This window comes from Thauera aminoaromatica (assembly GCF_000021765.1).
Taxonomy (GTDB): Bacteria; Pseudomonadota; Gammaproteobacteria; order Burkholderiales; family Rhodocyclaceae; genus Thauera; species Thauera aminoaromatica.
In genome coordinates this window covers 2,028,119-2,052,323 of the sequence record NC_011662.2, presented here as the reverse complement: position 1 = coordinate 2,052,323, position 24,205 = coordinate 2,028,119, and the positions used below count along the sequence as shown (strand labels likewise).

25 protein-coding genes are annotated in these 24,205 nt (G+C 71.0%); 9 read left to right on the top strand and 16 right to left on the bottom strand.

Annotated elements, in window-relative coordinates; all coding sequences use genetic code 11:
• Positions 1-26 precede the first annotated feature (26 nt).
• Positions 27-470 carry a 6-carboxytetrahydropterin synthase QueD gene (gene queD / locus TMZ1T_RS09055; RefSeq protein WP_004316710.1) on the top strand — a complete coding sequence of 148 codons (444 nt, stop codon included), beginning with the start codon at positions 27-29 and terminating at the stop codon, positions 468-470.
• Between the two features lie 26 nt (positions 471-496).
• Here the strand turns inward: queD and TMZ1T_RS09050 are convergent, their stop codons facing one another.
• The 5 genes from TMZ1T_RS09050 to purN all read right to left on the bottom strand — a co-directional run bounded on the left by TMZ1T_RS09050 (position 497) and on the right by purN (position 5,158).
• Positions 497-1,666: a DesA family fatty acid desaturase gene (locus TMZ1T_RS09050; RefSeq protein WP_012585205.1), complete on the bottom strand. Its 1,170-nt coding sequence runs from the start codon at positions 1,664-1,666 to the stop codon at positions 497-499.
• Positions 1,667-1,815: 149 nt separating this feature from the next.
• A complete protein-coding gene (locus tag TMZ1T_RS09045) occupies positions 1,816-2,370 on the bottom strand; it encodes a phospholipase D family nuclease (RefSeq protein WP_004316714.1) in 555 nt (184 codons plus the stop codon).
• Between the two features lie 49 nt (positions 2,371-2,419).
• The gene (locus TMZ1T_RS09040; protein ID WP_012585204.1) at positions 2,420-3,763 is read right to left on the bottom strand and encodes an RsmB/NOP family class I SAM-dependent RNA methyltransferase; all 1,344 of its coding nucleotides are present in this window, start codon (positions 3,761-3,763) and stop codon (positions 2,420-2,422) included.
• Position 3,764: 1 nt separating this feature from the next.
• Positions 3,765-4,502, bottom strand: coding sequence for a DUF3108 domain-containing protein (locus TMZ1T_RS09035; protein ID WP_012585203.1), 738 nt, complete (start codon positions 4,500-4,502; stop codon positions 3,765-3,767).
• On the bottom strand, positions 4,502-5,158 hold the full coding sequence (gene purN, locus TMZ1T_RS09030; protein ID WP_004329949.1) for a phosphoribosylglycinamide formyltransferase: 657 nt from the start codon (positions 5,156-5,158) through the stop codon (positions 4,502-4,504). The genes TMZ1T_RS09035 and purN overlap by 1 nt, the downstream gene beginning before the upstream one ends.
• 215 nt (positions 5,159-5,373) lie before the next feature.
• On the opposite strand from purN, the gene mutL reads away from it, so the two are divergent.
• Entirely contained in the window at positions 5,374-7,260 is a 1,887-nt protein-coding gene (gene mutL, locus TMZ1T_RS09025) for a DNA mismatch repair endonuclease MutL (protein ID WP_012585202.1), read from the top strand.
• A 42-nt stretch (positions 7,261-7,302) separates the two neighbouring features.
• On the opposite strand, the gene TMZ1T_RS09020 is transcribed toward mutL, so the two are convergent.
• A complete protein-coding gene (locus TMZ1T_RS09020) occupies positions 7,303-7,884 on the bottom strand; it encodes a YqaA family protein (RefSeq protein WP_004326584.1) in 582 nt (193 codons plus the stop codon).
• A gap of 389 nt (positions 7,885-8,273) precedes the next feature.
• Between TMZ1T_RS09020 and TMZ1T_RS09015 the strand changes: the two genes are divergently transcribed.
• The 5 genes from TMZ1T_RS09015 (at position 8,274) to TMZ1T_RS08995 (ending at position 11,545) form a co-directional block, all read left to right on the top strand.
• A complete protein-coding gene (locus TMZ1T_RS09015; protein ID WP_004326583.1) occupies positions 8,274-8,789 on the top strand; it encodes a hypothetical protein in 516 nt (171 codons plus the stop codon).
• Positions 8,789-9,352 carry a FlgO family outer membrane protein gene (locus tag TMZ1T_RS09010; protein ID WP_004326581.1) on the top strand — a complete coding sequence of 188 codons (564 nt, stop codon included), beginning with the start codon at positions 8,789-8,791 and terminating at the stop codon, positions 9,350-9,352. Before TMZ1T_RS09015 ends, TMZ1T_RS09010 begins: the two co-directional genes overlap by 1 nt.
• A 213-nt stretch (positions 9,353-9,565) precedes the next feature.
• Complete coding sequence (gene miaA, locus TMZ1T_RS09005) at positions 9,566-10,549, top strand: tRNA (adenosine(37)-N6)-dimethylallyltransferase MiaA (protein WP_012585201.1); 984 nt, start codon at positions 9,566-9,568, stop codon at positions 10,547-10,549.
• Between the two features lie 14 nt (positions 10,550-10,563).
• Positions 10,564-11,109: a DUF1415 domain-containing protein gene (locus TMZ1T_RS09000; protein ID WP_004310685.1), complete on the top strand. Its 546-nt coding sequence runs from the start codon at positions 10,564-10,566 to the stop codon at positions 11,107-11,109.
• Positions 11,110-11,323: 214 nt separating this feature from the next.
• Complete coding sequence (locus TMZ1T_RS08995) at positions 11,324-11,545, top strand: YdcH family protein (protein WP_004310683.1); 222 nt, start codon at positions 11,324-11,326, stop codon at positions 11,543-11,545.
• 61 nt (positions 11,546-11,606) lie between these two features.
• Here the strand turns inward: TMZ1T_RS08995 and TMZ1T_RS08990 are convergent, their stop codons facing one another.
• The 4 genes from TMZ1T_RS08990 to TMZ1T_RS08975 all read right to left on the bottom strand — a co-directional run bounded on the left by TMZ1T_RS08990 (position 11,607) and on the right by TMZ1T_RS08975 (position 16,688).
• The gene (locus TMZ1T_RS08990; protein WP_012585200.1) at positions 11,607-14,678 is read right to left on the bottom strand and encodes an efflux RND transporter permease subunit; all 3,072 of its coding nucleotides are present in this window, start codon (positions 14,676-14,678) and stop codon (positions 11,607-11,609) included.
• Positions 14,679-14,681: 3 nt separating this feature from the next.
• Positions 14,682-15,848: an efflux RND transporter periplasmic adaptor subunit gene (locus TMZ1T_RS08985; RefSeq protein WP_004310680.1), complete on the bottom strand. Its 1,167-nt coding sequence runs from the start codon at positions 15,846-15,848 to the stop codon at positions 14,682-14,684.
• Between the two features lie 149 nt (positions 15,849-15,997).
• On the bottom strand, positions 15,998-16,423 hold the full coding sequence (locus tag TMZ1T_RS08980; protein ID WP_004310678.1) for a VOC family protein: 426 nt from the start codon (positions 16,421-16,423) through the stop codon (positions 15,998-16,000).
• A 13-nt stretch (positions 16,424-16,436) separates the two neighbouring features.
• Positions 16,437-16,688 carry a hypothetical protein gene (locus tag TMZ1T_RS08975; RefSeq protein WP_004310676.1) on the bottom strand — a complete coding sequence of 84 codons (252 nt, stop codon included), beginning with the start codon at positions 16,686-16,688 and terminating at the stop codon, positions 16,437-16,439.
• A 98-nt stretch (positions 16,689-16,786) separates the two neighbouring features.
• Here TMZ1T_RS08975 and TMZ1T_RS08970 point away from each other — a divergent pair, with 98 nt between their 5' ends.
• The gene (locus TMZ1T_RS08970; RefSeq protein ID WP_012585199.1) at positions 16,787-17,572 is read left to right on the top strand and encodes a Mut7-C RNAse domain-containing protein; all 786 of its coding nucleotides are present in this window, start codon (positions 16,787-16,789) and stop codon (positions 17,570-17,572) included.
• 5 nt (positions 17,573-17,577) lie between these two features.
• Here the strand turns inward: TMZ1T_RS08970 and TMZ1T_RS08965 are convergent, their stop codons facing one another.
• Positions 17,578-18,054, bottom strand: a complete 477-nt coding sequence (locus TMZ1T_RS08965) for a hypothetical protein (protein ID WP_012585198.1) — start codon at positions 18,052-18,054, stop codon at positions 17,578-17,580.
• Positions 18,055-18,234: 180 nt separating this feature from the next.
• On the opposite strand from TMZ1T_RS08965, the gene TMZ1T_RS08960 reads away from it, so the two are divergent.
• Positions 18,235-19,437, top strand: coding sequence for an MFS transporter (locus TMZ1T_RS08960; protein ID WP_012585197.1), 1,203 nt, complete (start codon positions 18,235-18,237; stop codon positions 19,435-19,437).
• Positions 19,438-19,447: 10 nt separating this feature from the next.
• Here the strand turns inward: TMZ1T_RS08960 and TMZ1T_RS08955 are convergent, their stop codons facing one another.
• The 5 genes from TMZ1T_RS08955 to TMZ1T_RS08935 form a co-directional block, all read right to left on the bottom strand.
• Positions 19,448-19,891 (bottom strand): bacteriohemerythrin, encoded by a 444-nt coding sequence (locus TMZ1T_RS08955; protein WP_004310670.1) that lies wholly within the window; start codon positions 19,889-19,891, stop codon positions 19,448-19,450.
• 156 nt (positions 19,892-20,047) lie between these two features.
• Complete coding sequence (locus tag TMZ1T_RS08950; RefSeq protein WP_261789187.1) at positions 20,048-21,421, bottom strand: NnrS family protein; 1,374 nt, start codon at positions 21,419-21,421, stop codon at positions 20,048-20,050.
• 91 nt (positions 21,422-21,512) lie between these two features.
• On the bottom strand, positions 21,513-22,373 hold the full coding sequence (locus TMZ1T_RS08945; RefSeq protein ID WP_012585195.1) for an ABC transporter ATP-binding protein: 861 nt from the start codon (positions 22,371-22,373) through the stop codon (positions 21,513-21,515).
• The gene (locus tag TMZ1T_RS08940; RefSeq protein ID WP_012585194.1) at positions 22,370-23,161 is read right to left on the bottom strand and encodes an ABC transporter permease; all 792 of its coding nucleotides are present in this window, start codon (positions 23,159-23,161) and stop codon (positions 22,370-22,372) included. The genes TMZ1T_RS08945 and TMZ1T_RS08940 overlap by 4 nt, the downstream gene beginning before the upstream one ends.
• Positions 23,158-24,204 (bottom strand): ABC transporter substrate-binding protein, encoded by a 1,047-nt coding sequence (locus TMZ1T_RS08935; protein WP_245537163.1) that lies wholly within the window; start codon positions 24,202-24,204, stop codon positions 23,158-23,160. The genes TMZ1T_RS08940 and TMZ1T_RS08935 overlap by 4 nt, the downstream gene beginning before the upstream one ends.
• Position 24,205: the final 1 nt, after the last annotated feature.

The window sequence follows — 24,205 nt, the reverse complement described above, 5'->3', positions numbered from 1 at the left end:
CCGGCGCCTTTCCAGAGAGACCCGCCATGCGCATCACCCGCCGCCTCGAATTCGACGCCGGACACCGGATTCCGGACCACGCCAGCCAGTGCCGGCATCTGCACGGCCACCGCTACGCGCTGGAGGTGACGCTGTCGGGCGACATCATCAAGGCCGACGGCGTACCGGTCAACGGCATGGTGATGGACTTCGCCGACGTCAAGCGCATCGCCAACGAATACGTCGTCGGCCCCTGGGACCACGCCTTCCTGGCCTACCGGGGCGACCACCTGGTGCTCGAACTGCTGGCCGCGATCCCCGGCCACAAGACCGTCGTGCTCGACGTCGTGCCCACCGCCGAGAACCTCGCCGCAGAGGCCTTCCGCATCCTCGACCCGGCCTATCGCGACACCTACGGCAACCACCTCAGGCTGGAGCGCGTGCGCCTGTACGAGACCCCCAACTGCTGGGCCGACGCCCTGCGCGACTGAGTCGCGCCTGACGCCCCACCCCTCGCTCACGCCGCATAGCTGCGTAGCCGCAGCGAAAACTCCTGCAGCGGACGGATGCCGCTGCGCTCGGCGCGCGCCACCCAGTCCTGCAGCTGCGCGAGCAGCTGCTCGCGGCTGGCGTTCGAGCGCGACCACAACGCAGCGAGCTCGTCGCGCATCGCCGCCACCGTGCGCAGCGCCGGGCTGCCCTCGACGGCCTGCTCCAGCCGCCTGCGCTGGGTGTCGTCCAGTCCGCGCAGCTCGCCACCCAGCACCCAGCGCCGCAGCCGACGCGCGCTCAGCTCCAGCCCGTGCACCTCGCCCAGCCGGCGCGCCTCGTCGACGAAGACCTCGCGCAGCGAACGCACGTAGCGCGTCATCACGTCGTAGCGGTGCGTCACGATCGCCTGCAGGGTGTCGAGGTCGGGCACCGGCTTGACCTCGCCGAACCTGGGCCGGGGGATCGTCTTCTTGACCTTGGCGAGGCCGAGCAGCTCGAGCAGGCGGATGTACATCCAGCCGATGTCGAACTCGTACCACTTCGCCGACAGCTTGGCGGAGGTCGCGAAGCTGTGGTGGTTGTTGTGCAGCTCCTCGCCGCCGATCAGGATGCCCCAGGGCACGAGGTTGCGCGAGGCGTCGTCGCAGTCGTAGTTGCGGTAGCCCCAGAAGTGCCCCACGCCATTGACCACCCCCGCCGCCCAGAACGGGATCCAGGCCATCTGTACCGCCCAGATCGTCAGCCCGAGCGGGCCGAAGGCGACGAGGTCGATGACCAGCATGATGGCCACGCCGAGGATGGAGTGGCGGTAGACCTTGCGTTCGAGCCAGTCGTCGGGAGTGCCGTGGCCGTAGCGCTGCAGCGTCTCGACATTCTTCGCCTCGGCGCGGTAGAGCTCCGCGCCCTCCCACAGCACCTTGTGCAGGCCGCGCGTCTGCGGGCTGTGCGGGTCCTCCGCAGTCTCGCACTTCGCGTGGTGCTTGCGGTGGATCGCCGCCCACTCCTTGGTGACCATGCCGGTGGTCAGCCATAGCCAGAAGCGGAAGAAATGGCTGGGCAGCGCATGCAGCTCGAGCGCGCGGTGCGCCTGATGGCGATGCAGGAAGACGGTGACGGAGACGATGGTGACGTGGGTGAGCGCGAGCGCCACCAGCACGTAGCCCCACCAGGGGAGATCGAAGAGACCGTTGTACATGCGAGGAAACGTCCACAAGAGAAAACAGCAGGACGATTCTACGCAAGGCCGTTCCGGATTGGATGCAGTCCAGCCTTTGTTACCCCGCCATACCGCGGGAGGGGTCTTCCGGTGCCCGCATCGCGACCTGCGTCGCTGCTACGAGAACCTTACTCCCGCCACGGCAGGGAGGTGACGCGGGTCGCGTCCTTGCGGTGGCGCAGCCAGTTGGCGCGGTAGGCGCGGGCAAGCTCGCAGTGGTCGCGCACGATGAGGATGTTCTCGGCGTTGCGGTTGTCGGCCGACCAGGTGAAGTTGTAGGAGCCGGTCAGCACCGCGCAGCGCGGGCCTTCGGCGTCCACGATCAGCACCTTGTTGTGCGCGGCGTTGTAGCGCGTCTCGAAGGCCACCGGCACGTCGGCGGCGAGCAGGCGCGGGATCGCATTGCCCTTCTCGCGGCGATTCATCTGCGCGTCGGCGAGCACCTCGACGCGCACCCCGCGCCGCTGCGCCGCCACCATCGCGTCGGCGATGTTGCGGCTGGTGAAGGCGTAGGCGTGCACCTCCAGGCTCTTGCGCGCGCCGCGGATCAGGTTGATCACCACCTTCTCGGTGTCGTCGCTCGGAGCGAAGGCAAGTTCGATCTCGCCCTTGCCCGCGAAACGCTCGCTCGCGTGTACGCCGGGAAGCGCCAGGAGGGCGAGCGCCGCCATCCACCCGAGCATCGGCGCGTGGCGCTTGCCTGCCCGCCGATGCGCCCGCTCATGTCCGCGCTCACCCACCCTTGGCACGCTCCATGACGGCGGCAAAGAAGCCGTCGGTGTCGTGCACATGCGGCAGCAGGCGCAGGCGCTCGCCGGTCTCCAGCGCCACACCCTGCGCCGCCAGCACTTCCTGCGCCGACAGCGCGCGGAACTCGGGATGCGCGGCCAGGAAGGCGTCGACGATGCCGTCGTTCTCCTCGGCGAGCAGGCTGCAGGTGGCATACACCAGGCGGCCGCCCGGGCGCACCACGCGCGCCGCCGCGGCGAGGATCGCGCCCTGCTTGGCGACCATCTCCTCGACCGCCGCCGGCGACTGGCGCCACTTGAGGTCGGGGTTGCGGCGCAGCGTGCCCAGCCCGGTGCAGGGCGCATCGACCAGCACGCGGTCGGCCTTGCCCGCCAGGCGCTTGACCTTGGCGTCGGCCTCGTGGGCGATCAGCACCGGATGCACGTTCGACAGGCCGGCACGCGCCATGCGCGGCTTGAGCTTGGCGAGCCGCTTCTCGGAAACGTCGAAGGCGTACAGGCGCCCGGTCGAGCGCATCATCGCGCCCAGCTGCAGGGTCTTGCCGCCGGCGCCGGCGCAGAAGTCCACCACCAGTTCGCCGCGGCGCGGCTGCACGAGCAGGCCGAGCAGCTGGCTACCCTCGTCCTGCACCTCGAAGCTGCCATCGAGGAAGAGTGGATGCTTCTGCAGCGCCGGCTTGCCCGCCAGGCGGATCGCCTGCGGCGACAGCCGGCCGGGCTCGGCACGCACGCCGTCGGCCTGCAGGCGCTCGAGCAGCGCGTCGCGGTCGCTCTTGATCAGGTTCACCCGCAGGTCGAGCGGCGCCGGGCGGTTGAGCCCGTGCGCGAGCGCGAGCAGCTCGTCCCCGTCCATCTGCGCGAGCAGGCGCTCGGCCAGCCAGTCGGGCAGGTCGGCACGCTCGGCCAGGCTGGGTTCGCCCGCCTCGGCGGCCTTGATCGAGGTGATCCAGTCGCGCTCCGTGGCGCTCGCCAGGCCCTCGAAGTTGCGCATCGGCCAGCCCTCGCCGCGCGCGAACCAGGCCAGCAGCAGCATGCGCGGCGTGGCCTCCGCGCCGGCGATGCGGCGCAGCCAGCGCAGCCGGCGCAGCACACCGTACACCGCCTCGGCGATGAAGCCGCGGTCGCGGTGGCCGAGCTCGCGGTTGTCGCGAAAATGGCGCGACAGCACGGCGTCGGCCGGGTAGTCGAAGGCGAGCACGGCGCCGAGCGCCTGCGTGGCCTGGATGAAGAGCGTGCGCGACACCGCGCCCTCGGCCGGGCGCTCGGCCGCGGCCGGCTCCTGCCGCTTGATCGCCCGGGTCCGGGGCTTTTCGGTCTTGGGTTTCATTTCAGTTCGGGTTCCTGGCGGCGGGCACGCCCGCCTCGATGCGCGCAGCGCGCTGGTCGAGCACGCCGCCCTTGTCGTCGGTGATACGGATGCGGACCGGCAGCAGGCTATGGCGCCTGGACAGCCAGATGTCGATGTCGAGGTCGTCCTTCTCGGCAAAGGCGTGCAGGCGCACGGTGTCGAGCTGCTCGCCGGCGAGCTCGAGGCGCTCCTCGCCGCGCGGCTCGACCACCGCCTGCTTGATGCTCTTGTTGGTGACCACGGCGAAGCGCGCCGGCTTGCCGGACTCGACCACCTTGCGCGCCTGGTGCCACAGGCTGAGCAGATCCTGGTCGCCAGCGCGGATCTCGCCGTTGCGCCGCTCCTCGCCGCCGCGGCGGATGCTGACCTTGCCCGCAGTCCAGTCGAACTCGGCGCGCTCGGGCTTGCGCCCGCGCTGGTCGACCTCGAACAGTTCCGGGCGCATGCCCTTTGCGTCCACCGTACCGCTGCTGCGCTGCTCGTATTCGAGGCCGAACAGGCCGGCGAGCCCCTTGGCCTGAAGCGCGAGCGAGAGCGCGTAGCGCCCCTTGTCCAGCTTCCACTCGTGGCGCGCCTCGCCCACCTTGAAGCCGGACGAGCCATAGTGCACGTCATAGACGATGTGGCCCTGCGCGGGCGGCTCGGCCGCTGCGCCGACGGGCAGCGCCGCCGCGCTCGCGCAGGCGGCGAGCGCGAGGCGCACGACCAGCCCGCGCATCACGCCCGCCCTCCGCCCTCGGGCGCAGGCACCAGCAGCGCCTCGCCGTCCTGGGCCGGCGCGTCGCGCAGGCTCACGCGGCCGGCGACGAGTTCGAGCCGATCCTCGACGAACCAGCGTACCGCCTGCGGGTAGATGAGGTGTTCCTGCGCCAGCACGCGCGCGGCCAGCTTGTCCTCGTCGTCGCCCGTCAGCACCGGCACCGCGGCCTGGATCACGATCGGCCCGTCGTCGAGCTCGGCGGTGACGAAATGCACGCTCGCGCCATGCACCTTCACCCCGGTCTCGAGCGCGCGGCGGTGGGTGTGCAGCCCCGGGAAGGCCGGCAGCAGCGAGGGGTGGATGTTGAGCAGGCGGCCTTCGTAGCGGCGCACGAAGCCGTCGCCGAGCACGCGCATGAACCCGGCGAGCACGACCAGGTCGGGCGCATGGGCGTCGATGCACTCGGCGAGCGCCTGGTCGAAGCCGGCGCGGTCGGGGTGGGACTTGTGGTCGACGACCGCGGTGGCGATGCCGTGCGCGCGTGCGAACTCGAGCCCGCCGGCGCCCGGCCGGTTGCTGATCACCGCGGCGATACGCGCGCCCGGGATGCCCGCACGCACGATGGCTTCCATATTGCTGCCGCGGCCGGAAATGAGGATGACGATGGACTTCATGGGATGCTGGAACGATGAAAAGATCCTGGCGGAGGACAGGGCTTGGGCGCGCGGACCGGCGGGCGCCCGCCCCGGAGCATGGCCGCGATGATACCCGACCCGCGCCACGCTCCCGGCACGGGCAAGGAAAATCGCCGGTTCTCTGCACGAGCGGCGGAAGGCTGTGCCGCCCCCGCACCCCCGTATAATCCCGCTTTTGCGTCGCCGCCCCCCCCATGCCCCACATCCACCGCCTCTCCGACCTGCTGGTCAACCAGATCGCCGCCGGCGAGGTGGTCGAGCGCCCGGCCTCGGTGCTCAAGGAAATACTCGAGAACGCGGTCGATGCTGGCGCGCGCGCGATCGAGGTGCAGCTCGAGCAGGGCGGCGTGCGGCGCATCCGCGTCGCCGACGACGGCTGCGGCATCGCGCGCGACGAGCTCGCGCTCGCGCTCGAGCGCCACGCCACCAGCAAGATCGCCACCCTCGACGACCTCGAGCGCGTGGGCACGATGGGGTTTCGCGGCGAGGCGCTGGCGGCCATCGCCGCGGTGGCGCGCACCGGCATCACCAGCCGCGCCGAGGGCGCGAGCCACGCCTGGCGCATCGAGGCCGGGCGCGAGCCCGAGCCGGCGGCGCTCGACCAGGGCACAGTGGTCGACGTCGCCGACCTCTACTACAACACCCCCGCGCGGCGGAAGTTCCTCAAGACCGAATCCACCGAGTTCGCCCACTGCGACGACATGTTCCGCCGCGTCGCGCTCGCGCGCCCCGACATCGGCCTGCAGCTCGCCCACAACGGCCGCGTGATCCACCGCCTCCCTCCCTCACCGCCCGCCGCGCGGGTGGCGGCGCTGATGGGCGACGACTTCCTGCAGCACGCCCGCGAGGTCCAGGCCGACGCCGGGATACTGCGCCTGGCCGGCTTCGCGTCGCTGCCCGCCTATTCGCGCGCCAGCCGCGACGCGCAGTATTTCTTCGTCAATGGCCGCTTCGTGCGCGACAAGCTGCTCGCCCACGCGGTGCGCGAAGCCTACGCCGACATCCTGCACGGCGCGCGCCATCCGGCTTACGTGCTCTTCCTCGAGCTCGACCCCGCCGGGGTGGATGTGAACGTGCATCCGGCCAAGATCGAGGTGCGCTTCCGCGAGTCGCGCGCGGTGCATCAGTTCGTCTTCCACGCCGTGCGCCGCACCCTGGCCGAGAGCGGAGCGGGACGCGCTGCGGAGCTGCACGCGCCCGCAGCCATTGGCGTCGGTGCCGGCCCCGCGGCCTCCCCGGCATCGGGCACCGTCCCGCAAGGGGGCTTCTCGAGCGCCCTCCCCCCGCTTTCCGTCCCGACGGCCGCCCACCACCCCGCATCGCGGTCCTGGCCGCCCGCAGACGCCCGCCAAGGACGCCTGGCGATGGAGTCGGCGAGCCGCGCCTACTTTGATTTCGCCGCGGGCGCACGCGATAGCGGTGGCGCCAGCCTGCCCGACCGCCCCGGCGAGATCCAGTCGGGCCCGCGCCCGGCGCCGACGGAGACCGCCACGGGCGAGGCGCCGCCGCTCGGCTACGCGCTCGGCCAGCTGCACGGCATCTACATCCTCGCCCAGAATGCCGCCGGCCTCGTGCTGGTGGACATGCACGCCGCCCACGAACGCATCCTCTACGAGAAGCTCAAGACCGTGATCGACGGCCGCCCGGCCGTGCAGCGCCTGCTGATCCCGGCGGTGTTCTCGGTGGGCGCGAAGGACATGGCGGCGGCCGAGGAAGGCACCGAGGTACTCGCCGGCATGGGCTTCGAGATCGCCGCCGCCGGTCCGCAGGAGCTCGTGGTGCGCAGCGTGCCCGCGCTGCTGGCGAGCGCGCCGGTGGCCGAACTGGTGCGCGAGCTGCTGCAGGAGCTGCGCGAATTCCCCGCCACCGAGGTCGTCACCGCGCGCCGCAACGAGCTGCTCGCCACCATGGCCTGCCACGGCGCGGTGCGCGCCAATCGCCAGCTCACCCTGCCCGAGATGAACGCCCTGCTGCGCGACATGGAGGCGACCGAGCGCGCCGACCAGTGCAACCACGGCCGCCCCACGTGGACGCAGCTGAGCTTGGCCGAGCTCGACCGCTTCTTCATGCGCGGGCAGTAGCACACCCCCGGTGCCGAATGCGCGCCCGTCGGCGCGCCTGCATCATCCCGCGCGATACACCAGCACCCCGACCACCACCGCGGCCACCGTGGCCCAGCCGATGCGGTCCACATACTTGCGCAGCGCACCCTCCATGCGCTCGCCCCCCCAGGCCATCAGGCCCGCGACGAGGAAGAAGCGCGCGCCGCGCCCGATCAACGAGGCCAGCGTGAATGGCAGCAGGGCCATCGACGCCACGCCTGCGGCGATCGTGAAGACCTTGTAGGGAATCGGCGAAAAGCCGGCGATGAAGATCGCCCAGAAGCCCCAGGCATCGAACCATGCCACCGCCTGCTCGTAGGCGCCCCAGTAGTTGCTGCCGCGCAGCCAGGGCTCGATGAGGTCGAAGGCGTAGTAGCCGATGAGGTAGCCGAAAAGTCCCCCCGCCACCGAGGTCAGGGTGGTCAGGAGCGCGAACCACCAGGCGCGATGCGGATTCGCCAGGCACATCGGCGCGAGCATGACGTCCGGCGGGATCGGAAAGAACGACGACTCGGCGAAACTCAGCCCCCCCAGGAACCAGGGCGCGCGCGGATGACGCGACCACACCATCGTGCGCTCGTACAGCGGCGAAAAGATCTTCAAGAAAGCACCTCGACAGGATTGCACGGACGCCCCGTGCACAGCGCGCGCAATCATACCTGCAAGCCACTTCTCCTTTGCGGGCACGCTCATCCACGCATCGCTCACCATGGCGACCGCCGGCTTTGTCCCCAGCACCCGTGGGCAGCTCCCGGGACAAGCTGTGGATAAGTTCCGCAAGGCGCTGACGGACAGGCGTATTCCCCCGCTGCCCGTTTTTTGTGCAGCGCCACGGCGCGGAACTATGTCTCATCCGCCGATGCGGCGCAATTGAGTCGGAGCGGGGCTTCTGCTAGCTTTCGGCATAGCTGCGACATACGCCGTTTCACTTGCCCGGCACCGTCCTCGCCGCCTGCGACCGACGCGGTGCCCCGTCCCGGAGAATGCGCTCCATGAAGAAGACCCTCGCCGCGGCCAGCGCTGCGGCCCTGCTGGCAGGCGCCTGCGCCACGCCCGTCCATCACGCCCCCGCGGCGAACGCCCAGGCAGCTGTTTCGCAGCGCGCACTGCACTCCGCCTCGCACTGGAACAGCCTCGCCCGCGACGTCGCGCAGCGCCTGTCCGCCCGCCTGGCCCCGCAGACCGCGCTGTTCGTCAATCAGCATGCCGACGCTTCGGCCTTCGACCGCGCCTTTTCCACGCAGTTGATCACCGCCCTGCTCGAGGCCGGCCACCCGGTGCTGCGCACCCCGGCCGGCGCCCTGCGCGTCGGCGTGGATACCCAGGTCAAGCCCGGCGTCGATGCCACCGGCTCGCTCGAGATCATCGTCAGCACCAGCGTGACGGACAACAGCCGGTTCATCGCGCGCGAGACCGGCGTGTTCCGCGCGGACGCGGCCGACGAGGCGCTCTACCTCGCCGCCCCGCAGGCGCGCACCAAGTCCTTCCAGGTCGTCGGAGGCGAATGATGCGCAAGCCCGCAATCCTCGCCGCAGCCCTCGCCGCCGCCGTGCTCGTCACCGCCGGCTGCGCCACCGAACCGGTCGCGTCGCGCAAGGACATCAGCTTCGACGCCGCCGCCGCCAACCCGCTGATCCCGTCCAACTACGCCGCGGCCGACAGCCTGCTCGCGCAGCTGCGCGGCCAGCTCGCGCCGACGCAGGCACTGATCGCCGCCACCGTGGTGAACATCGACGCGCTCGAGCAATCCTCCACCCTCGGCCGCCTCATCTCCGAACAGGTCTCGGCGCGCTTCACGCTCGCCGGCTACCGCATGATCGAGATGAAGTTCCGCAACAACGTCTATATGGCGCGCGACCAGGGCGAGCTGATGCTCACCCGCGAGATCCGCGACCTCGCCAGCACGCACGACGCGCAGGCGGTGGTGGTGGGCACCTACGCGCAGAGCAGCGAGATGGTGTTCGTGAACCTCAAGGTCATCCAGCCCGAGACCAACGTGGTGCTGGCGGTGCACGACTACGCCCTGCCGCTCGACCCGATGACGCGCTCGATGCTGCGCGGCCACCGCTGATCGCTGCATCCCGGGGGCGGGCGAACGCGCGCCCCCGCCGACCGCAAGCTTTTCGGCACCGGCCCCATCAGCCTGGAAATGCGCCGCCGTTCTCGGCAAACCTGAGGGGTTGCGGGTCGCACGCTGGCGGATCACGACGGCCTGGGAGATAATCCGCGCGCCCTGCGCCGTCGCGAATCCCGCGCCCGAGCGCACACTTCGGCCTCGCCCAAACTGCCTCCGCCCATCCCCGCCCCCCTGCCGCCCGCCCTGCTGCTGCTCGGCCCCACCGCCAGCGGCAAGACCGCGAGCGCGCTTGCGCTCGCGCAAGCCCTGCCGGTGGAGGTGATCAGCGTGGATTCGGCGCTGGTGTATCGCGACATGGACATCGGCACCGCCAAGCCGAACGCGGAGGAACGCGCGGTGTGCCCGCACCACCTGATCGACGTGGTGACGCCCGAGGAGAGCTATTCGGCCGCACGCTTCCGCGCCGACGCGATCCGCCTGATGGGCGAGATCGTCGCACGCGGCAATATTCCGCTCCTGGCCGGCGGCACCATGCTGTACTTCAAGGCGCTGCGCGACGGGCTCTCCGACCTGCCCGCGGCCGACCCCGAGCTGCGCCGCGCGCTCGACGACGAGGCCGCCGGGCGCGGCTGGCCGGCGCTGCACGCCGAGCTCGCCCGCCTCGACCCCGAGGCCGCGGCACGCCTGGAGCCGGGCGACGCGCAGCGCATCCAGCGCGCGCTCGAGATCGTCCGCCTTACCGGCCGCCCGCTCGCGGACAGCTACGCGAAGAAGGAAGACGACCCGCTGCCTTGCCGGCTGCTGCCGATCGCGCTCGCGCCCTCGGATCGCGGCGCGCTGCACGCGCGCATCGAGGAGCGCTTCGACGCCATGCTCCACGCCGGCCTGGTCGACGAGGTTCGCCAGCTGCGCGCGCGCTACCGGCTCGACCCGTCCATGCCCTCGATGCGCTGCGTCGGCTACCGCCAGGTGTGGGAATACCTCGACGGCGGCACCGGCTACGACGAGCTGCGCTTCAAGGGCGTCGCCGCCACCCGCCAGCTCGCCAAGCGCCAGCTCACCTGGCAGCGCCAGTTCCGCGAGACCTGGCCGGGCTTCGTCGAGCTCGACTGCCTGCGCCCCGACCTCCCCGAGGCCGTGCTGCACACCGCCTTGCGGCTGCTGCACGACCTTCCCCTGCATCCCGCCTGAACGGAACCGCTCCAATGGATGAACAGATCATCGCCGACGTCGAGCAGTGGCTCGACGAGGTCGTCATCGGCCTCGACCTCTGCCCCTTCGCCGCCCGCCCGCGGCGCGAGAAGCGCGTGCGCATCGCGGTCAGCCACGCCACCACCGCCGACGCCCTGCTCGAAGACCTGCAGGCCGAGCTCGAGCGCCTCTCCGACACCCCGGTGGCGGAGCTCGAGACCACCCTGCTGGCGATCCCCGACATGCTGGAGGACTTCGCCGACTACAACGACTTCCTCGACGCGGTGGACCTGTGGGTCGAGCAGTTCGGCTGGGAGGGCGAGCTGCAGGTGGCGAGCTTCCACCCGCAGTACCAGTTCGCCGACACCGAGGCGGACGACCCGGGCAACCTGACCAACCGCTCGCCCTGGCCGCTGCTGCACATCATCCGCGAGGAGAGCCTGGAGAAGGCGATCGAGCATTACCCCGAGGTCGACCGCATCCCCGAGCGCAACATCGCGCGCATGAACGCACTCAGTGGCGAGGAGCGCGCGAAGCTGTTCCCCCACCTGTTCGGATGAGGCACCGAGGAACTTTCGATCAGTTTTCCTGCTCGCGGCAACAGCCCGGCAAATGCCATCCGCAAGCGGCCCGAAGCGGGTCGCGGACCACGGGCCACACCCGCCCGCCACGCTGGCCGCGCACCGGAAGCGGGAGTAGACTGGTGCCGAGCGGAAAATTTTTCCTTTGCCCCAGTTCGTAGCCTTTGCAATCCAGAACCAAGGAGTTCTTCCCATGTTCCCCGAATATCGCGACCTGATCACCCGTCTCAAGCACAACGACCGCCACTTCACCCAGCTCTTCGAGCGGCACAACGAGCTGGACCAGAAGATCCACAACATCGAGACCCACGTCGTGCCCGGCACCAGCCTCGAGATCGAGGTCATGAAGAAGGAAAAGCTGGCGATCAAGGACCAGATCTACGCGTACCTGAAGAGGGTCGAAACCGAAAGCTGATCCCCTCCCGGCACCGTGACGAACCCCGCAAGCGCAACCGGCGCCGCGGGGTTCTTCGTTTTCAGGAGGCGGCTCCCTGCGTGACCGCGACCGGCGCTTCGCGCTCGCGCCGCGCCAGCAGCGTATACACCGTCGGCACCACGAAGAGCGTGAAGAAGGTGCCGATCAGCAAGCCCCCCACGATCACCCAGCCGATCTGCTGGCGGCTCTCGGCGCCCGCCCCGGTCGCCAGCGCAAGCGGCAGCGAGCCCAGCACCATCGCCCCGGTCGTCATCAGGATCGGCCGCAGGCGCAGCACCGCCGCCTCCACCACCGCCTCGCGCAGCGCATGTCCGTGCTCGCGCAGCTGGTTGGCGAACTCCACGATCAGGATGCCGTGCTTGGTGATCAGCCCGACCAGCGTCACCAGGCCGATCTGGCTGTAGACGTTGAGCGTGCCGCCGGTCAGCCATAGCGCGCCGAGCGCGCCGGTCATCGACAGCGGCACCGTCAGCATGATGATGAAGGGGTCGCGGAAGCTCTCGAACTGCGCTGCCAGCACCAGGTAGATGAAGGCGAGCGCGAGCAGGAAGACCAGCGCGAGGCTCTCCGCGCTGGTCTTGAACTCGCGCGACTGGCCGTCGTAGTCGGTGCTGTAGCCCGGCGGCAGGATGCGCGCCGCGGTGTCGTCCATCCACTGCAGCGCCTCGCCCAGGGCGTAATCGGGCGCCAGGTTGGCCGAGATGGTCACCGAACGGCGCTGGCCGAAGTGGTTGAGTTCGCGCGGCGCCACGCGCTCGCTCACCTGCACCACGCTGGTCAGCGGCACCATCTCGCCGGTGCGCGCACGCACGTAGATGTCGCGGATGTCGCGCGGGTCGCGGCGCTCGCCGGCGCCGACCTGCACGATCACGTCGTACTGCTCGGCGTCCTGCTTGTAGCGCGTGACCTGGCGACCTCCGAGCATGCTCTCGAGCGTGCGCGCGATCACATCGACGTCGACCCCGAGGTCGGCCGCGCGGTCGCGATCCACCTCCACCGCAAGCTCGGGCATCGTCAGCTTGAGGTCGGTGTCCGGCGACAGGAAGCCGGGGTTGTCGCGCATCGCGTCGAGGAAGGTGTCGGTCACGCGCGCGAGCGCGTCGTAGCCCTCCGAGGTCGCCACCACGAAGCTCACCGGCCGCGAGCGCGCACTCTGCCCGAACGAAGCCGGCATGATCGGGAAGGCATTCACGCCCGGCACGGCGCGCAGCTTGGGCTGCAGTCCGCTCGAGATCTCCCCGGCCGTACGCGTACGCTCCGACCAGTCGGTGAAGCCGACGAAGGAGATGCCCTGCGACACCGTCGGGTTGCCGGCGATCACCAGATAGCGATCGACTTCCGGCAGGCCGGCGTAGATGCGCTCGATCTCCTCGGCGTAACGCGCCATGTAGTCGAGCGTGGCGCCCTCCGGGCCGGTGAACATGCCGATCACCCGACCGCGGTCCTCCAGCGGCGCGAGCTCGCTCTTCAACTGCCCCATCAGCCAGACCGAGCTCCCCGCCACCACCGCGAACACCAGCATCACCAGCCAGCGCGCGCCCAGCGCCAGCTCGAGCACAGCGCGATAACCGCCGGTGAGCCAGGCCAGGAAACGCTCGATGCCGTTGTAGATCCGTCCGTGCGTGGGCTCGTGACGCAGCAGCTTCGAGCACATCATCGGCGACAGCGTCAGCGCGACGAAGCCCGACACGATCACCGCGCCGGCGAGCGTGAGCGCGAACTCGGTGAAGAGCTTGCCCGTGCGCCCGCTCATGAAGGCCACCGGCGCGTACACCGCGGCCAGCGTGATCGTCATCGCCACCACCGCGAAGCCGATCTCCCTGGCGCCCTTGAAGGCGGCGGCGACCGGCTCCATGCCGTCCTCGATGTGGCGGTAGATGTTCTCCAGCACCACGATCGCATCGTCCACCACCAGCCCGATCGCCAGCACCAGCGCGAGCAGCGTGAGCGTGTTGATCGAGAAGCCGAGCACCAGCATCAGCGTGAACGCGCCCACCAGCGACACCGGGATCGTCACCAGCGGCACCAGCATCGCCCGCCAGTTGCGCAGGAAGAACAGGCACACCGCGGCCACCAGCAGCACCGCCTCCCAGATGGTGGAGAACACCGCGTCGATCGAGCGCTCGATGAACACCGTGGTGTCGTTGGCGATGGTCATCGACATGCCTTCGGGCAGCTCGGCCTGCAGCCGCGGCATCATCTCGTCCAGGCCACGCTTGAGGTCGAGCGGGTTCGCCACCGATTGCTTGATGAGGCCGATCGACACCGCCGGCCGCCCCATGAAGCGCACCGAGGTGCGCTCGCTCTCGGGTGCCACCTCCACCCGGCCGACGTCGCGGATGCGCACCGGGTAGGCGTCGGCGGTGTCGCCCTGGCGCAGCACGATGGCGCCGAACTGCTCGGGCCGGGCGAGGTCGGTCTGCGCCACGACGGCGAACTCGCGCTCGCGGCTCTCGATGCGCCCGGCGGGCAGTTCCACGTTCTGGCGCCGGATCGCGTCTTCCACCTCCTGCACGGTCAGGCCGAAGGCGGCGAGGCGGTCGCGATCGAGCCACACCCGCATCGCCGAGCGGCGGTCGCCGAACAGGCGCGCATCGGCCGCACCGGGCAAGGTCTGCAGACGCGGCTTGATGACGCGGTTGGCGAAGTCGCTGATCTCCATCGGCGCGTGGCGGTCGGAGGAAAAAGCCACCCAGATGATCGGGCTGGCGTCGGCCTCGACCTTGGCGATCACCGGCTCGTCGATGTCGTCGGGCAGGCGCTGGCGCACGCGCGACACGCGGTCGCGCACGTCGGCCGCAGCCGAATCGGCGCTGCGCTCGACGCGGAAGCGCACCGTGATCTGGCTGCGCTCCTGGCGGCTGATCGAGGACAGCACGTCCACGCCCTCGATGCCGGCGAGCGAGTCCTCCAGCGGCTTGGTGACCTGCGACTCGACGATCTCGGCGCTGGCGCCACGGTAGCGCGTATCCACCGTCACGACCGGCTCGTCGATGTTGGGGTACTCGCGCACGGTGAGCCGCGAGTACGACATCAGGCCCACCAGCAGCACGAGCAGCGACAGCACGGTGGCGAACACCGGGCGGCGGATGCAGAGCTCGGAGAGGACCATCGCTCAGTCCGCCCGCGCCACGCCGCCCGCGGCCAGCTTCACCGCCGCGCCGTCGCGCAGCTTGAGCTGGCCGGCGGTCACCACCACCTCGCCCGCCTGCACGCCCTCGACCACCTCCACCATCGCGTCGCGCCGCGTGCCGGTGCGCACCTCGACGCGCTGCGCCTTGCCCTCGGCGACCCGGTATACGAACTGGGTGTTGCCCGGCGCCGGCACCAGCGCGGCCTCGGGCACCATCACGACGTCGGCGCGCTCGGCGAGGATCAGGCGCACGCGTACGAACACGCCCGGGCGCAGGCGCAGCTCGGGGTTGGGCAGGCTCGCGCGCAGCCTGAGCGCGCGCCCCTGCGCATCGACCAGCGGATCGATCGCCTCGACCGTGGCGGCGAAACGCTCGCCCGCCAGCACGTCGCTCGCGATCTCCACCGTCTGCCCGGGGCGCACACGGTCGAGGTAGAGCTCGGGCAGGCGGAAATCCACCTTCAGCGTGGCGATGTCCTCGAGGTTGATCATGGCCTCGCCGTCCTTGACGAAGTCGCCGGGGCTCACGCTGCGGATGCCCACGACGCCGGCAAACGGCGCGCGGATCTGCATGCGCGCGAGCCTGGCCTGCGCGAGCGCCACCCCGGCGCGCGCCACCTCGAGCTGCGAGCGCGCGTTGTCCAGGCTGCTGCGGCTCACGAAGCTGCGCGAGAAGAGGTCCTGGCTGCGGCGGAAGTTCGATTCGGCCAAGGTCAGGCTGGCGCGCGCCTGCTGCAGCTCGGCGCGCTGCACCGCGGCGTCGAACTCGATCAGCACCTCGCCGCGCCGCACCGCCTCGCCATCGCGAAAGCGGATCGCCTCGATCCGCCCCGACACCTCGGGACGCAGCACCACCGACTCGTTCGACACCAGCGAGCCGACCGCGCCGACGTCGTCGGCGAGCGCACGCACGCCCACGGTGTGCGTCTCCACCACCACCGGCCCGCCCTGCGAGCCACCCGCAGCGCCCGCGGCCCCCTTCGCGCCCGCAGTCCCCGCCGCAGGCGGCACCGCTTGCACGCCTGCCGCCTGCGCCCGCGCGCCCCCCGGCGGCAAGGCCGGCGGACGGTTTGCATACCAGGCATAGGCGCCCAGCGCGGCGAGACCGACGAGGCTGAGCGAGAGGACGAAGCGGCGGCTGGAAGGCATCGGGAAACGAGGAGTCGGGCGTGAGGAGTGGAGAGCGTGGCTCGGCGCGAACCGCCAGTTTAGGGACAAAGGCGCGCGCTGTCCGGTTCCGCGCCGCGGGACGGTCGCGTTGCGCCGGGCTGCATCCGCTCAGCCGGCCTGCGCGGGACTCAGTCGTCCGCCAGCGGCCATTTCGGGTTCCACGCCACCTCCCACGGATGCCCGTCGAGATCCGCGAAATAGCCCGCATGGCCACCCCAGGCGGTGTCGCGTGGCGGACGCAGAATGCGCGCACCCGCCACCGCGGCCTCGGCCATCACCTCGGCGACCTGCTCGCGCCGGGCGACGTTGTGGCTCAGCAGGCAGCCGCTCGTGCCCGACGGCGGTTCCGCGACGCCGGCCTCGACCGCGAGACTCGTGCGCGGGAAGAGCGCCAGCCGGATCCCGGGCTGCAGCGCGAAGAAGGCGACCGCCGAATGCTGCGCCGCACTCCCCACGATGCCCTGCGTCGGCCAGCCCAAGCCGTCGCGATAGAAGGCGACGGCGCGCTCGAGATCGTCCACCGCGAGCGTGATCACGCTGAGGCGCGGCTTCATGCGCACACGCGGCTCAGCGGCACTGCAACTGGCCGGACTGCGCGTGCACCACGCACTGCAGCGGACCGCACTGGCAGTTGTGCAGGACCGAGGGCGGCGCCTCCGCGAGGCGCAGGCCGCGCGAACAGACGCATTCCTCCGGCATCGCCGGGCCCACCGGCTGGGCGATCGCGCCGGCGGGTGCCGGGACCGCGGCGAGGACGAGTACGGCCACCGCGGCGGCGGAGAGCCCGGAAAGCGTGACGAACAGGGCGCGGATCTTCATCTTCGATCTCCTCGGACGAACCAGCCGACAGCGTAGCAGCAAGCGCCTGCGGCGCGCGCTATGCTGTGGCGGTGCTCGATCGAGGGAATGCCCTGCCCATGTCCGACGCCACCCCCGTGCCCCTCTCCCCCGCACGGCTCGTCTCCTTCCGCTTCCATGGCGAGTTGGCGGCCTTCCTCGCCCCGGCACGGCGCGATCGCATCTTCGAGGTCCGCTGCGCGGCCGGCTCCAGCCTCAAGCACGTGATCGAAGCGCTCGGCGTCCCGCACACCGAGGTCGGAAGGGTGCTGGTCGACGGTCGCCCGGCGCCCCTCGAGCGCCGCTTGTGCCCGGGCGAGCGGGTGTCGGTCCATCCCCATGCCGCGCGCTGCGGGAAGCCCTGCCCGTCCCCGCCGCCGCGCCTCATCGCCGACGCCCATCTCGGCGGCCTGGCGCGACTGCTGCGCCTGGCCGGCTTCGACACGCTCTACGACAATCACATCGACGATGCCACGCTCGTCGCCACCGCCGTGCGCGAGCGGCGCGTCGTGCTGACCCGCGACCGCGAACTCCTCAAGCGCCGGGACGTCGCCGAGGGCTGCTTCGTGCATGCGCTCGAGCCGGCGCGCCAGGCGGTCGAGATCCTCCGCCGCCTCGGACTCGCCGGACACGCCCGCCCGTTCTCGCGCTGCCTCGAATGCAACGCGGCACTGCACGAAGTCTCGCCAGCGGCGGTGGTGCAGCGCCTGCCGCCCGCGGTGCGCGCGCGTCACACACACTTTTCCGCCTGCGCCGGCTGCGGCCGGGTGTATTGGGAAGGCTCGCACTGGCAGCGCCTGCGCGCGCGCATCGACGCCCTGCTCGCGCAGGCGCGCGCGGCGCCGCAGGACGAGGCCGCGGACTGAGCGCCTCAGTCTGCTTCGCGCGCCAGCGCCCACAACACCAGCGCGGCGAAGCCGAACAGCAGCGCCCACTTGAGCGCCGAACAGGTGGTCGACAGCAGGTACAGCCCATGCATGCCGAAGCGCGGCATCTCGGTCAACCAGGCGTGGAGCGCATTCTCCACCGCGTCGAACACGGCCGCGAGCGGCAGGACGAAGCGTGCCGCAACGCGTGCCCGCCCGGGCAGCGACGCGAACAGCGCCGTGCGGGTCGCGAGCAGCCAGCCGAAGCTGCCGTAGGCCAGCAGCAGCAGGCTGTCGACCGGAAGGTGGAGGCGGTAGCGGGCAAGATCCTCGGGCGACCACACATGGACGATCTCGCCGAAGCCGCGCGGCGTCCACGCGAACTGCAGCACGGTCACGCCCGGCTGAAGCCCCGCGGTCATCCAGAAGGTGACGACGGCGAGCACAACCACCAGCAGTCCCGACAGATACACGGCGCGCATGCGCGAACCTCCGAAGTGAGACGCACACGGGGTGCCGACACGAACCCGGCCGCGGCGGCGGCGGCGGGTCGCCAGGATTGTAGCCGGGCCTTGATCGGCAACAGACGACGGTCGCGGAGGTCGAAGTATCATGCGGCGCACCCGCCTCCGAACCCAGCGCGCCGACACCGCGCCGACACCATGACCGGACCTCATCTCCTGCCGCTGCTGCTGCTCTACGCCCTGATGCTGCCGGTCACCGGCATGGTGCCGGTGCTGCCCGAGTTCACCGCGCAGCGCTTTCCCGGTCTGGGCCAGTTCGCCAGCCACTTCTTCATGTCGATCAACATGATCGGCGCGCTGCTCGGCGCGCCGATCGCCGGCCTGCTCTCCGACCGCCTCGGCAAGCGCCGCCTGCTCGCGGTAGGCGCGCTCGCCGTGAACGGCATCGCGCTGCTGGGCATCGCCTGGGCCTGGCGCAGCACGGAGAGCTACGCGCTGCTCCTCGCGCTGCGCCTCGTCGAGGGCTTCGCCCACATGTCGGCGCTGTCGCTGCTGATGGCGCTCGCCGCCGACCACGCCGGCAAGGCCGGGCTGGGCGCGCGCATGGGCGCGGTGGGCGCCTCGATCAGCCTGGGGGTGGCCACCGGCGCGCCGCTCGGGGGCATCATCGGCGACATCGACCCCTTCTGGGTGCCCCTCGGCGGCGGCCTGCTCTCGCTGGCGATGGCCGCGCTCGGCTTCGTCCGCCTCGCCGAGGGCGGCGGCACGCGGCCGCGCATGACGGCATCCGAGATCGTCGACACCCTGCGCAACCGTCGCCAGTTGCTGATCCCGCTCGCGTTCTCCTTCGCCGACCGCCTCACCGTAGGCTTCATCGTGTCGACGCTGTCGCTCTACCTCGGCCTGGTGATCGGTTTCGATGCGCGCCAGATCGGCATCGCGATGGCGGCCTTCCTGATCCCCTTCTCGGTGCTCACCTGGCCCGCCGGCCACCTGTCGCGGCATTGGGATCCGTTGTGGATGATGGTGATCGGCAGCGTGCTCTACGGCGTCTTCCTCGCCGTGCTCGGCTTCGTCCCGGGCGATCGGGTGGTGGCGACGATGGCCGCGGGCGGCGTGATCGCGGCGCTGATGTATGCGCCCTCACTGGTGCTGGCCGCGCAATATGGCGGCAGCGACTGCCGCGCCAGCGCGCTGGCCGCCTTCAACATGGCGGGCTCGCTCGGCTTTGCCGCCGGCCCGCTGCTCAGCAGCGCGCTGCTCGCCTTCTTCGGCCTGGTGCTGGAACGCCCCTACCCGCCAGTCTTCGTGGCGATCGGGCTGATCGAGGTCGTGCTCGCCCTCGCGGTGCTGCTGCTGGTGCGCCGCGGCCGGCTGCAGGCCGGCGCCGCGACGGCCTGAGGGCCCGGGTTCAGACGACGTCGATGTCGCTCGCCTGCCGGGCCGGCGCAGGTTCGTCGCCGCTCTCGACATAGGCCGCAAACTTCATGTCCTCGCCGACGATGTGATCCACCAGCCAGCCGCGCAGGAAGTCGACCGTGTCGCGATCGATGCGGATGCGCCCGTCCTCGAAGTGGCCCTGCAGCACGAAGATCTGCTCGAACAGTGCCTCGTGGATCGCCTGGTGGCGCGCCAGTCCCGGGTAGCCGCTGGCGCGCATGATCTCTTCCTCGCGCGCGAAGTGTTCCTCGGCGTACTCGACCAGGCGGTTGAGCACGCGCGCGATGTCCTTGCGGTCGCGGTTCTGTTGCCACGCAAAGTGAAAATCGTTGACGCGCTCGAACAAGGCGCGGTGATCCTCGTCGATCTTCGCGTTACCGGTGCAATAGTCGGCTTTCCAGTTGAGCAGCGCCATCGTCGGGTCTCCGGGCTCGGACGGCGATTCCGCTGCGGAGCCATCCACGGCCGCCAGCTTAGCGCGTTCGGTGCCAGCACTGCCACGAACCCGGTCACGCTGGCCTGCGTCGGTCCGACCCGAGCGCGGCGCCATCACCGCAGGCCCGTGCCCGCATCAGGGCGGGACGGCCTCGGCTGCCCGGGGAGCGTGGTATTCCTCGCACCCGGCACCGCCATCCACCCGCGCGGCCACGAACAACACGCCCAACCGCCACGCGGCCAGCGCGAAGGCTGTGATCCAGGCCAGCGTGGCAAGCAACTGCAAGGCGGATGCGGGCATGTCGGGCAGGCCGGCGGCCGCGCGCAGCAAGGCCGCGAGCACGATCGAGACTGCCGCCGCCCCCACCCACGGACGCTCGTCGAGCGGGTAGCCGGCGTGCGTGCGCCCGGCGATGCAGAGCACCGCCAGGATGGACAGGCCCATCGCGCCGATCGCCAGCAGGTGAGTCCCGGCGCTCGGTGCCAGCGGCGCCCCCAGACGGGCGAGGCCGAGCAGCAGGTAGCCGAGCGCCAGCAGCCAGTACACCGCATAGAGCAGGAAGGCCCAGCGCGTGAACAAGGCGCGCCCGACGTGCCAGTCGTTGAGCAGGTTGAACACCGCCGCCGCCGCGCCCAGCCCCAGCCAACCGGTGATCGGCGAGCCCGGCAGGAGGTATTCCGCCACCGTATGGACCGCGATCGCCGCGATCGCCAGGTTGCGCCGCGGCGGCCGCGCGCGGTAGGAAGGCAGTTCCAGCTCGGCCTCCTCGTCCCGGCGCAACGTATGCGCGGGCAGGCGGCGCGCGCGCGCGGCGTCGAGCGCGTCGTGCATGACGCGCATCGAGATCCGGCTCATCGCCACCACCACCAGCGTCATCATCACGCCCAGCCCCACCAGCACCCAGCGCATCGGGTACTCGCCGCGCAACACATCGAGGTGGAAGCCCGCCACCGCCATCGCCATCGCCGCCAGGCCCCACTGAAAGCCGAGGTGGCGACGCTCGGGGTCGCGCCACAGCCGCGGCGCCACCGCGGCCAGCAATGCGCAGGCGAAGCCGATCTCGAGCAGCGCCGCGGGCAGGTGCCCGATCCATCGCGCAACGGCCTGCCCCTCCTCCCCGCCGAGCCAGCTCTCCGCGACGGCGGCGAGCCCGCCCGACAGCCAGAAAGCCGCGCGCGCCGCCAGCCACAGCAGTACCAGACGCAGCACAACCCGCGGCGCGAACGCCGGCGTGGCGGTGAACTCCGGTACCGCGGTGAGCACGAAGCCCGCCACCGCGGCGAGCCCGAAGCCGAACATCAGCTCGTGCGCGTGCCACACGAAGGGGCCGCCCGCGACCGCCGGCAGCGCCAGGCCGAAGCCGAGGAAGCCGCCCCAGGCGAGCAGCACCAGCACCGCATGAAGTGCGGTGAGGAGGAAGAAGGGCCGGAAGCCGCACATGAACAGTGGCCGTGCCGCAAGCCGCACGCTCCAGCCCGATTGCGCATTGCCCGCACCCTTCCCGGTCACGACCCCGCGTCCAGCATTCATCGTCCTGTCACCCATGCTCATGCCCCGCAACGCTTGCCGCCCTGCACCGGGATCGGTCTGGAAGTCGGGCTCACCAGGCGCAGCCCGGACAGCGGCTCAGCGCGTGCGGCAGCGCCAGCCCGCCTTGCCGCACGAACTCTGGCCGCGGCGCAGATCCCGCTCGATCCCTCGCCACCGCCACCGCCGGTGGCAAACCGAAGCTCGCGCGTACGTCCGGCACCTGCAGCAGCTCTGCGGTGTGCCGGTACCCCCAGGCGTCATCGCGCCGGGCCGCCGGGCGGTCGAGTTCGAAGCGGCACACGATGCGCCCGGGCGCGGGCGCCATCGCCAGGATCGCATCCGACAGCCGCACCGCCTCCATGAGGTCGTGGGTGATCATCAGCACGCCCATGCCGCGCTCGGCCTGGTGGTCGAGCAGCAGGCGATAAAGCTCTTCCTTGAGGCCGACGTCCAGTGCCGAGAACGGCTCGTCGAGCAGCAGCAGCTCGGGCGCGAGCACCAGCGCGCGCGCCAGCGCCACCCGGCTCTGCATGCCGCCCGAGAGCTGGTGGGGGAACTTGTCGAGGTCGCGGTGGGCGAGTCCGAGGCGCAAGGCCAGCGCGCGCGCGCGGAAGTGGCGCTCGGCGCGCTTGACGCCGGCCGCCTTGAGGCCGAGCGCGACGTTGTCGAGCGCGCTCTTCCAGGGCAGCAGGCGCGGCTGCTGGAACATGAAGGCGGTGGAGGCGAAGCCGCTGTCCACCCGGCCTTGCTGCACCGTCAGCAGGCCGGCCGCCAGGTGCAGCAGCGTGGTCTTGCCGCAGCCCGAGGGTCCGACCAGGGCCACGACCTCGCCCGCACGCACGCGGAAGTCGATGCCCGAGAGCACCTCGTCGCGCGCGAAGGCATGGGAGAGCCCGTGCACGCGCAGCTCGGCAGTCGAAACCGTGTTCATGCGCCCTGCTCCCGCCAGCGCTCGACCTCACGCTTGATCGGCTCCAGCACCAGGTACTCCACCGCCAGCAGCAGGCCGACCACCGCGGCGATCCAGCCCATGGTCGCGGCGGTGTCCAGGTGCGAGCGCGACACCGCGAGCGCCGCGCCCACGCCGTCCTGGGTGGCGAGCAGCTCGGCCATCACCACCACCTTCCAGGCCGTGCCGAGCGCGGCGATCCAGGCCGGGAACAGGTAGGACACCACGTGCGGCAGGTATACGTCGGTGAGCATCATGCGGCGTGGCAGGCGGAAGGCCGCGGCCATGCCGTGGAGCTGGTTGTCGAGCGTGCGCGTGCCCTGCAGTGCGCCGATGAAGATCACCGGGAAGGACGCCACGAACACGGTGAACACGGGTGTTCCATCACTCGCGCCGAACCACAGCATCGCCAGCACCAGCCAGGCGATCGGCGGCGTGCCCATGAGCACGGTGACGAGCGGACGCGCCATCATCGAGGCGGTCATCGACAGCCCGGCGACCAGGCCGAGCACGCTGCCGGCGACCACCGACAGCGCGTAGCCGGTAAGCGCGCGGCGTGCGGTGGCGGCCAGTTCCGGCCACGCCGCGCCACTGTCGATCAGGCCCCACAGCGTGGCGAAGGCCGCGCGCGGGTCGGGCATGACGAGCGGGCCGTAGGCGAGACTCACCGCCTCCCAGGCGGCGAGCAGCAGACAGAGGCTGGCGATCGCGCCCCAGCCACTCCACAGGTAGGCCGGCAAGCCGGCCAGCCAGGCGCGCAGCAGGTTCATGGCGCCTTCGCTCCGCCGTAGAAGCCATCGTCCGGCAGCTTGCCGCCGACCAGTGCGGGATTCTTCGCCACCAGCTTGGCGAACAGGTGCTCGAGCTCGGCACGCGCATCGCGGCTCGGCACCACCTCGAGCTGGCTCACCGCGATCGAATCGGCCACCGCCTCGGCGCTGAGCACGTCGATGCGCGCCGCCACCGCCTTGCCGCAGGCCGCGGCGTTGACCTTGCACCACGCGAGCGCGCGCGCGTACTCGGCCTCGATGCGCGCCACCAGCTCGGGGCGCTCGCGCAGCGCGCCCATGACCGCGATGCCCGCCTGCGGGATGCGTGCCGCACGCGCGAACACCCGGCCCCACTCCTTCTGCAGGTCCACGCTGCGGTGCAGCTCGGGCGCGATCACGCTGAGCGGGAAGGACCCGGTCTTGCGCAGCGCCATCGAGGCCGCCGGCTCGGCGAGCAGCGCGTGGTCGACGCGGCGCATCACCAGCAGCTGCATCGCGTCCACCGGGCTGGCGACGTAGCGCAGGTTCAGGTCCTTCCTCACGTCCATGCCCTGCCCTTCGGCAAGGAGTTGCAGCACGATGTCGGGCATGTCGCCGCGAAACGGCATCGCCAGCTCCTTGCCCCGCAGGTCGGCCAGCGACTTCAGCGCCGGATCGCGCGACACGAGCCACAGCACACCCCAGGTCGACACGTTGATCAGCTGCAGTTTCGCGCCGCGGTTGTAGAGGTTGGCGGCGACGTTGGTCGGCATCGCCAGCACGTCGGCGCGCCCGTCGAGCGCCATCACGCGCAACTGGTCGGGGTCGCGCCACGGCACGAACTCGACCACCTCGGCGAGGTCGGCGAGCGCACCCGAGTCGACCATGTGGATGAGCGCGTTCGACACCGCGGCCGACGGACCGGCCAGGGTCAGTTTGGCAAGCTTCTGCCCCTGCGCATGGACGATGCCGGTCACGAGCAGGAAGGCGCACACCACGCAGACGTGCATGACCGCGCGCATCCACGCCGGGGGCGCCGTCGGGCGGCGACGATCCTGGCCCATG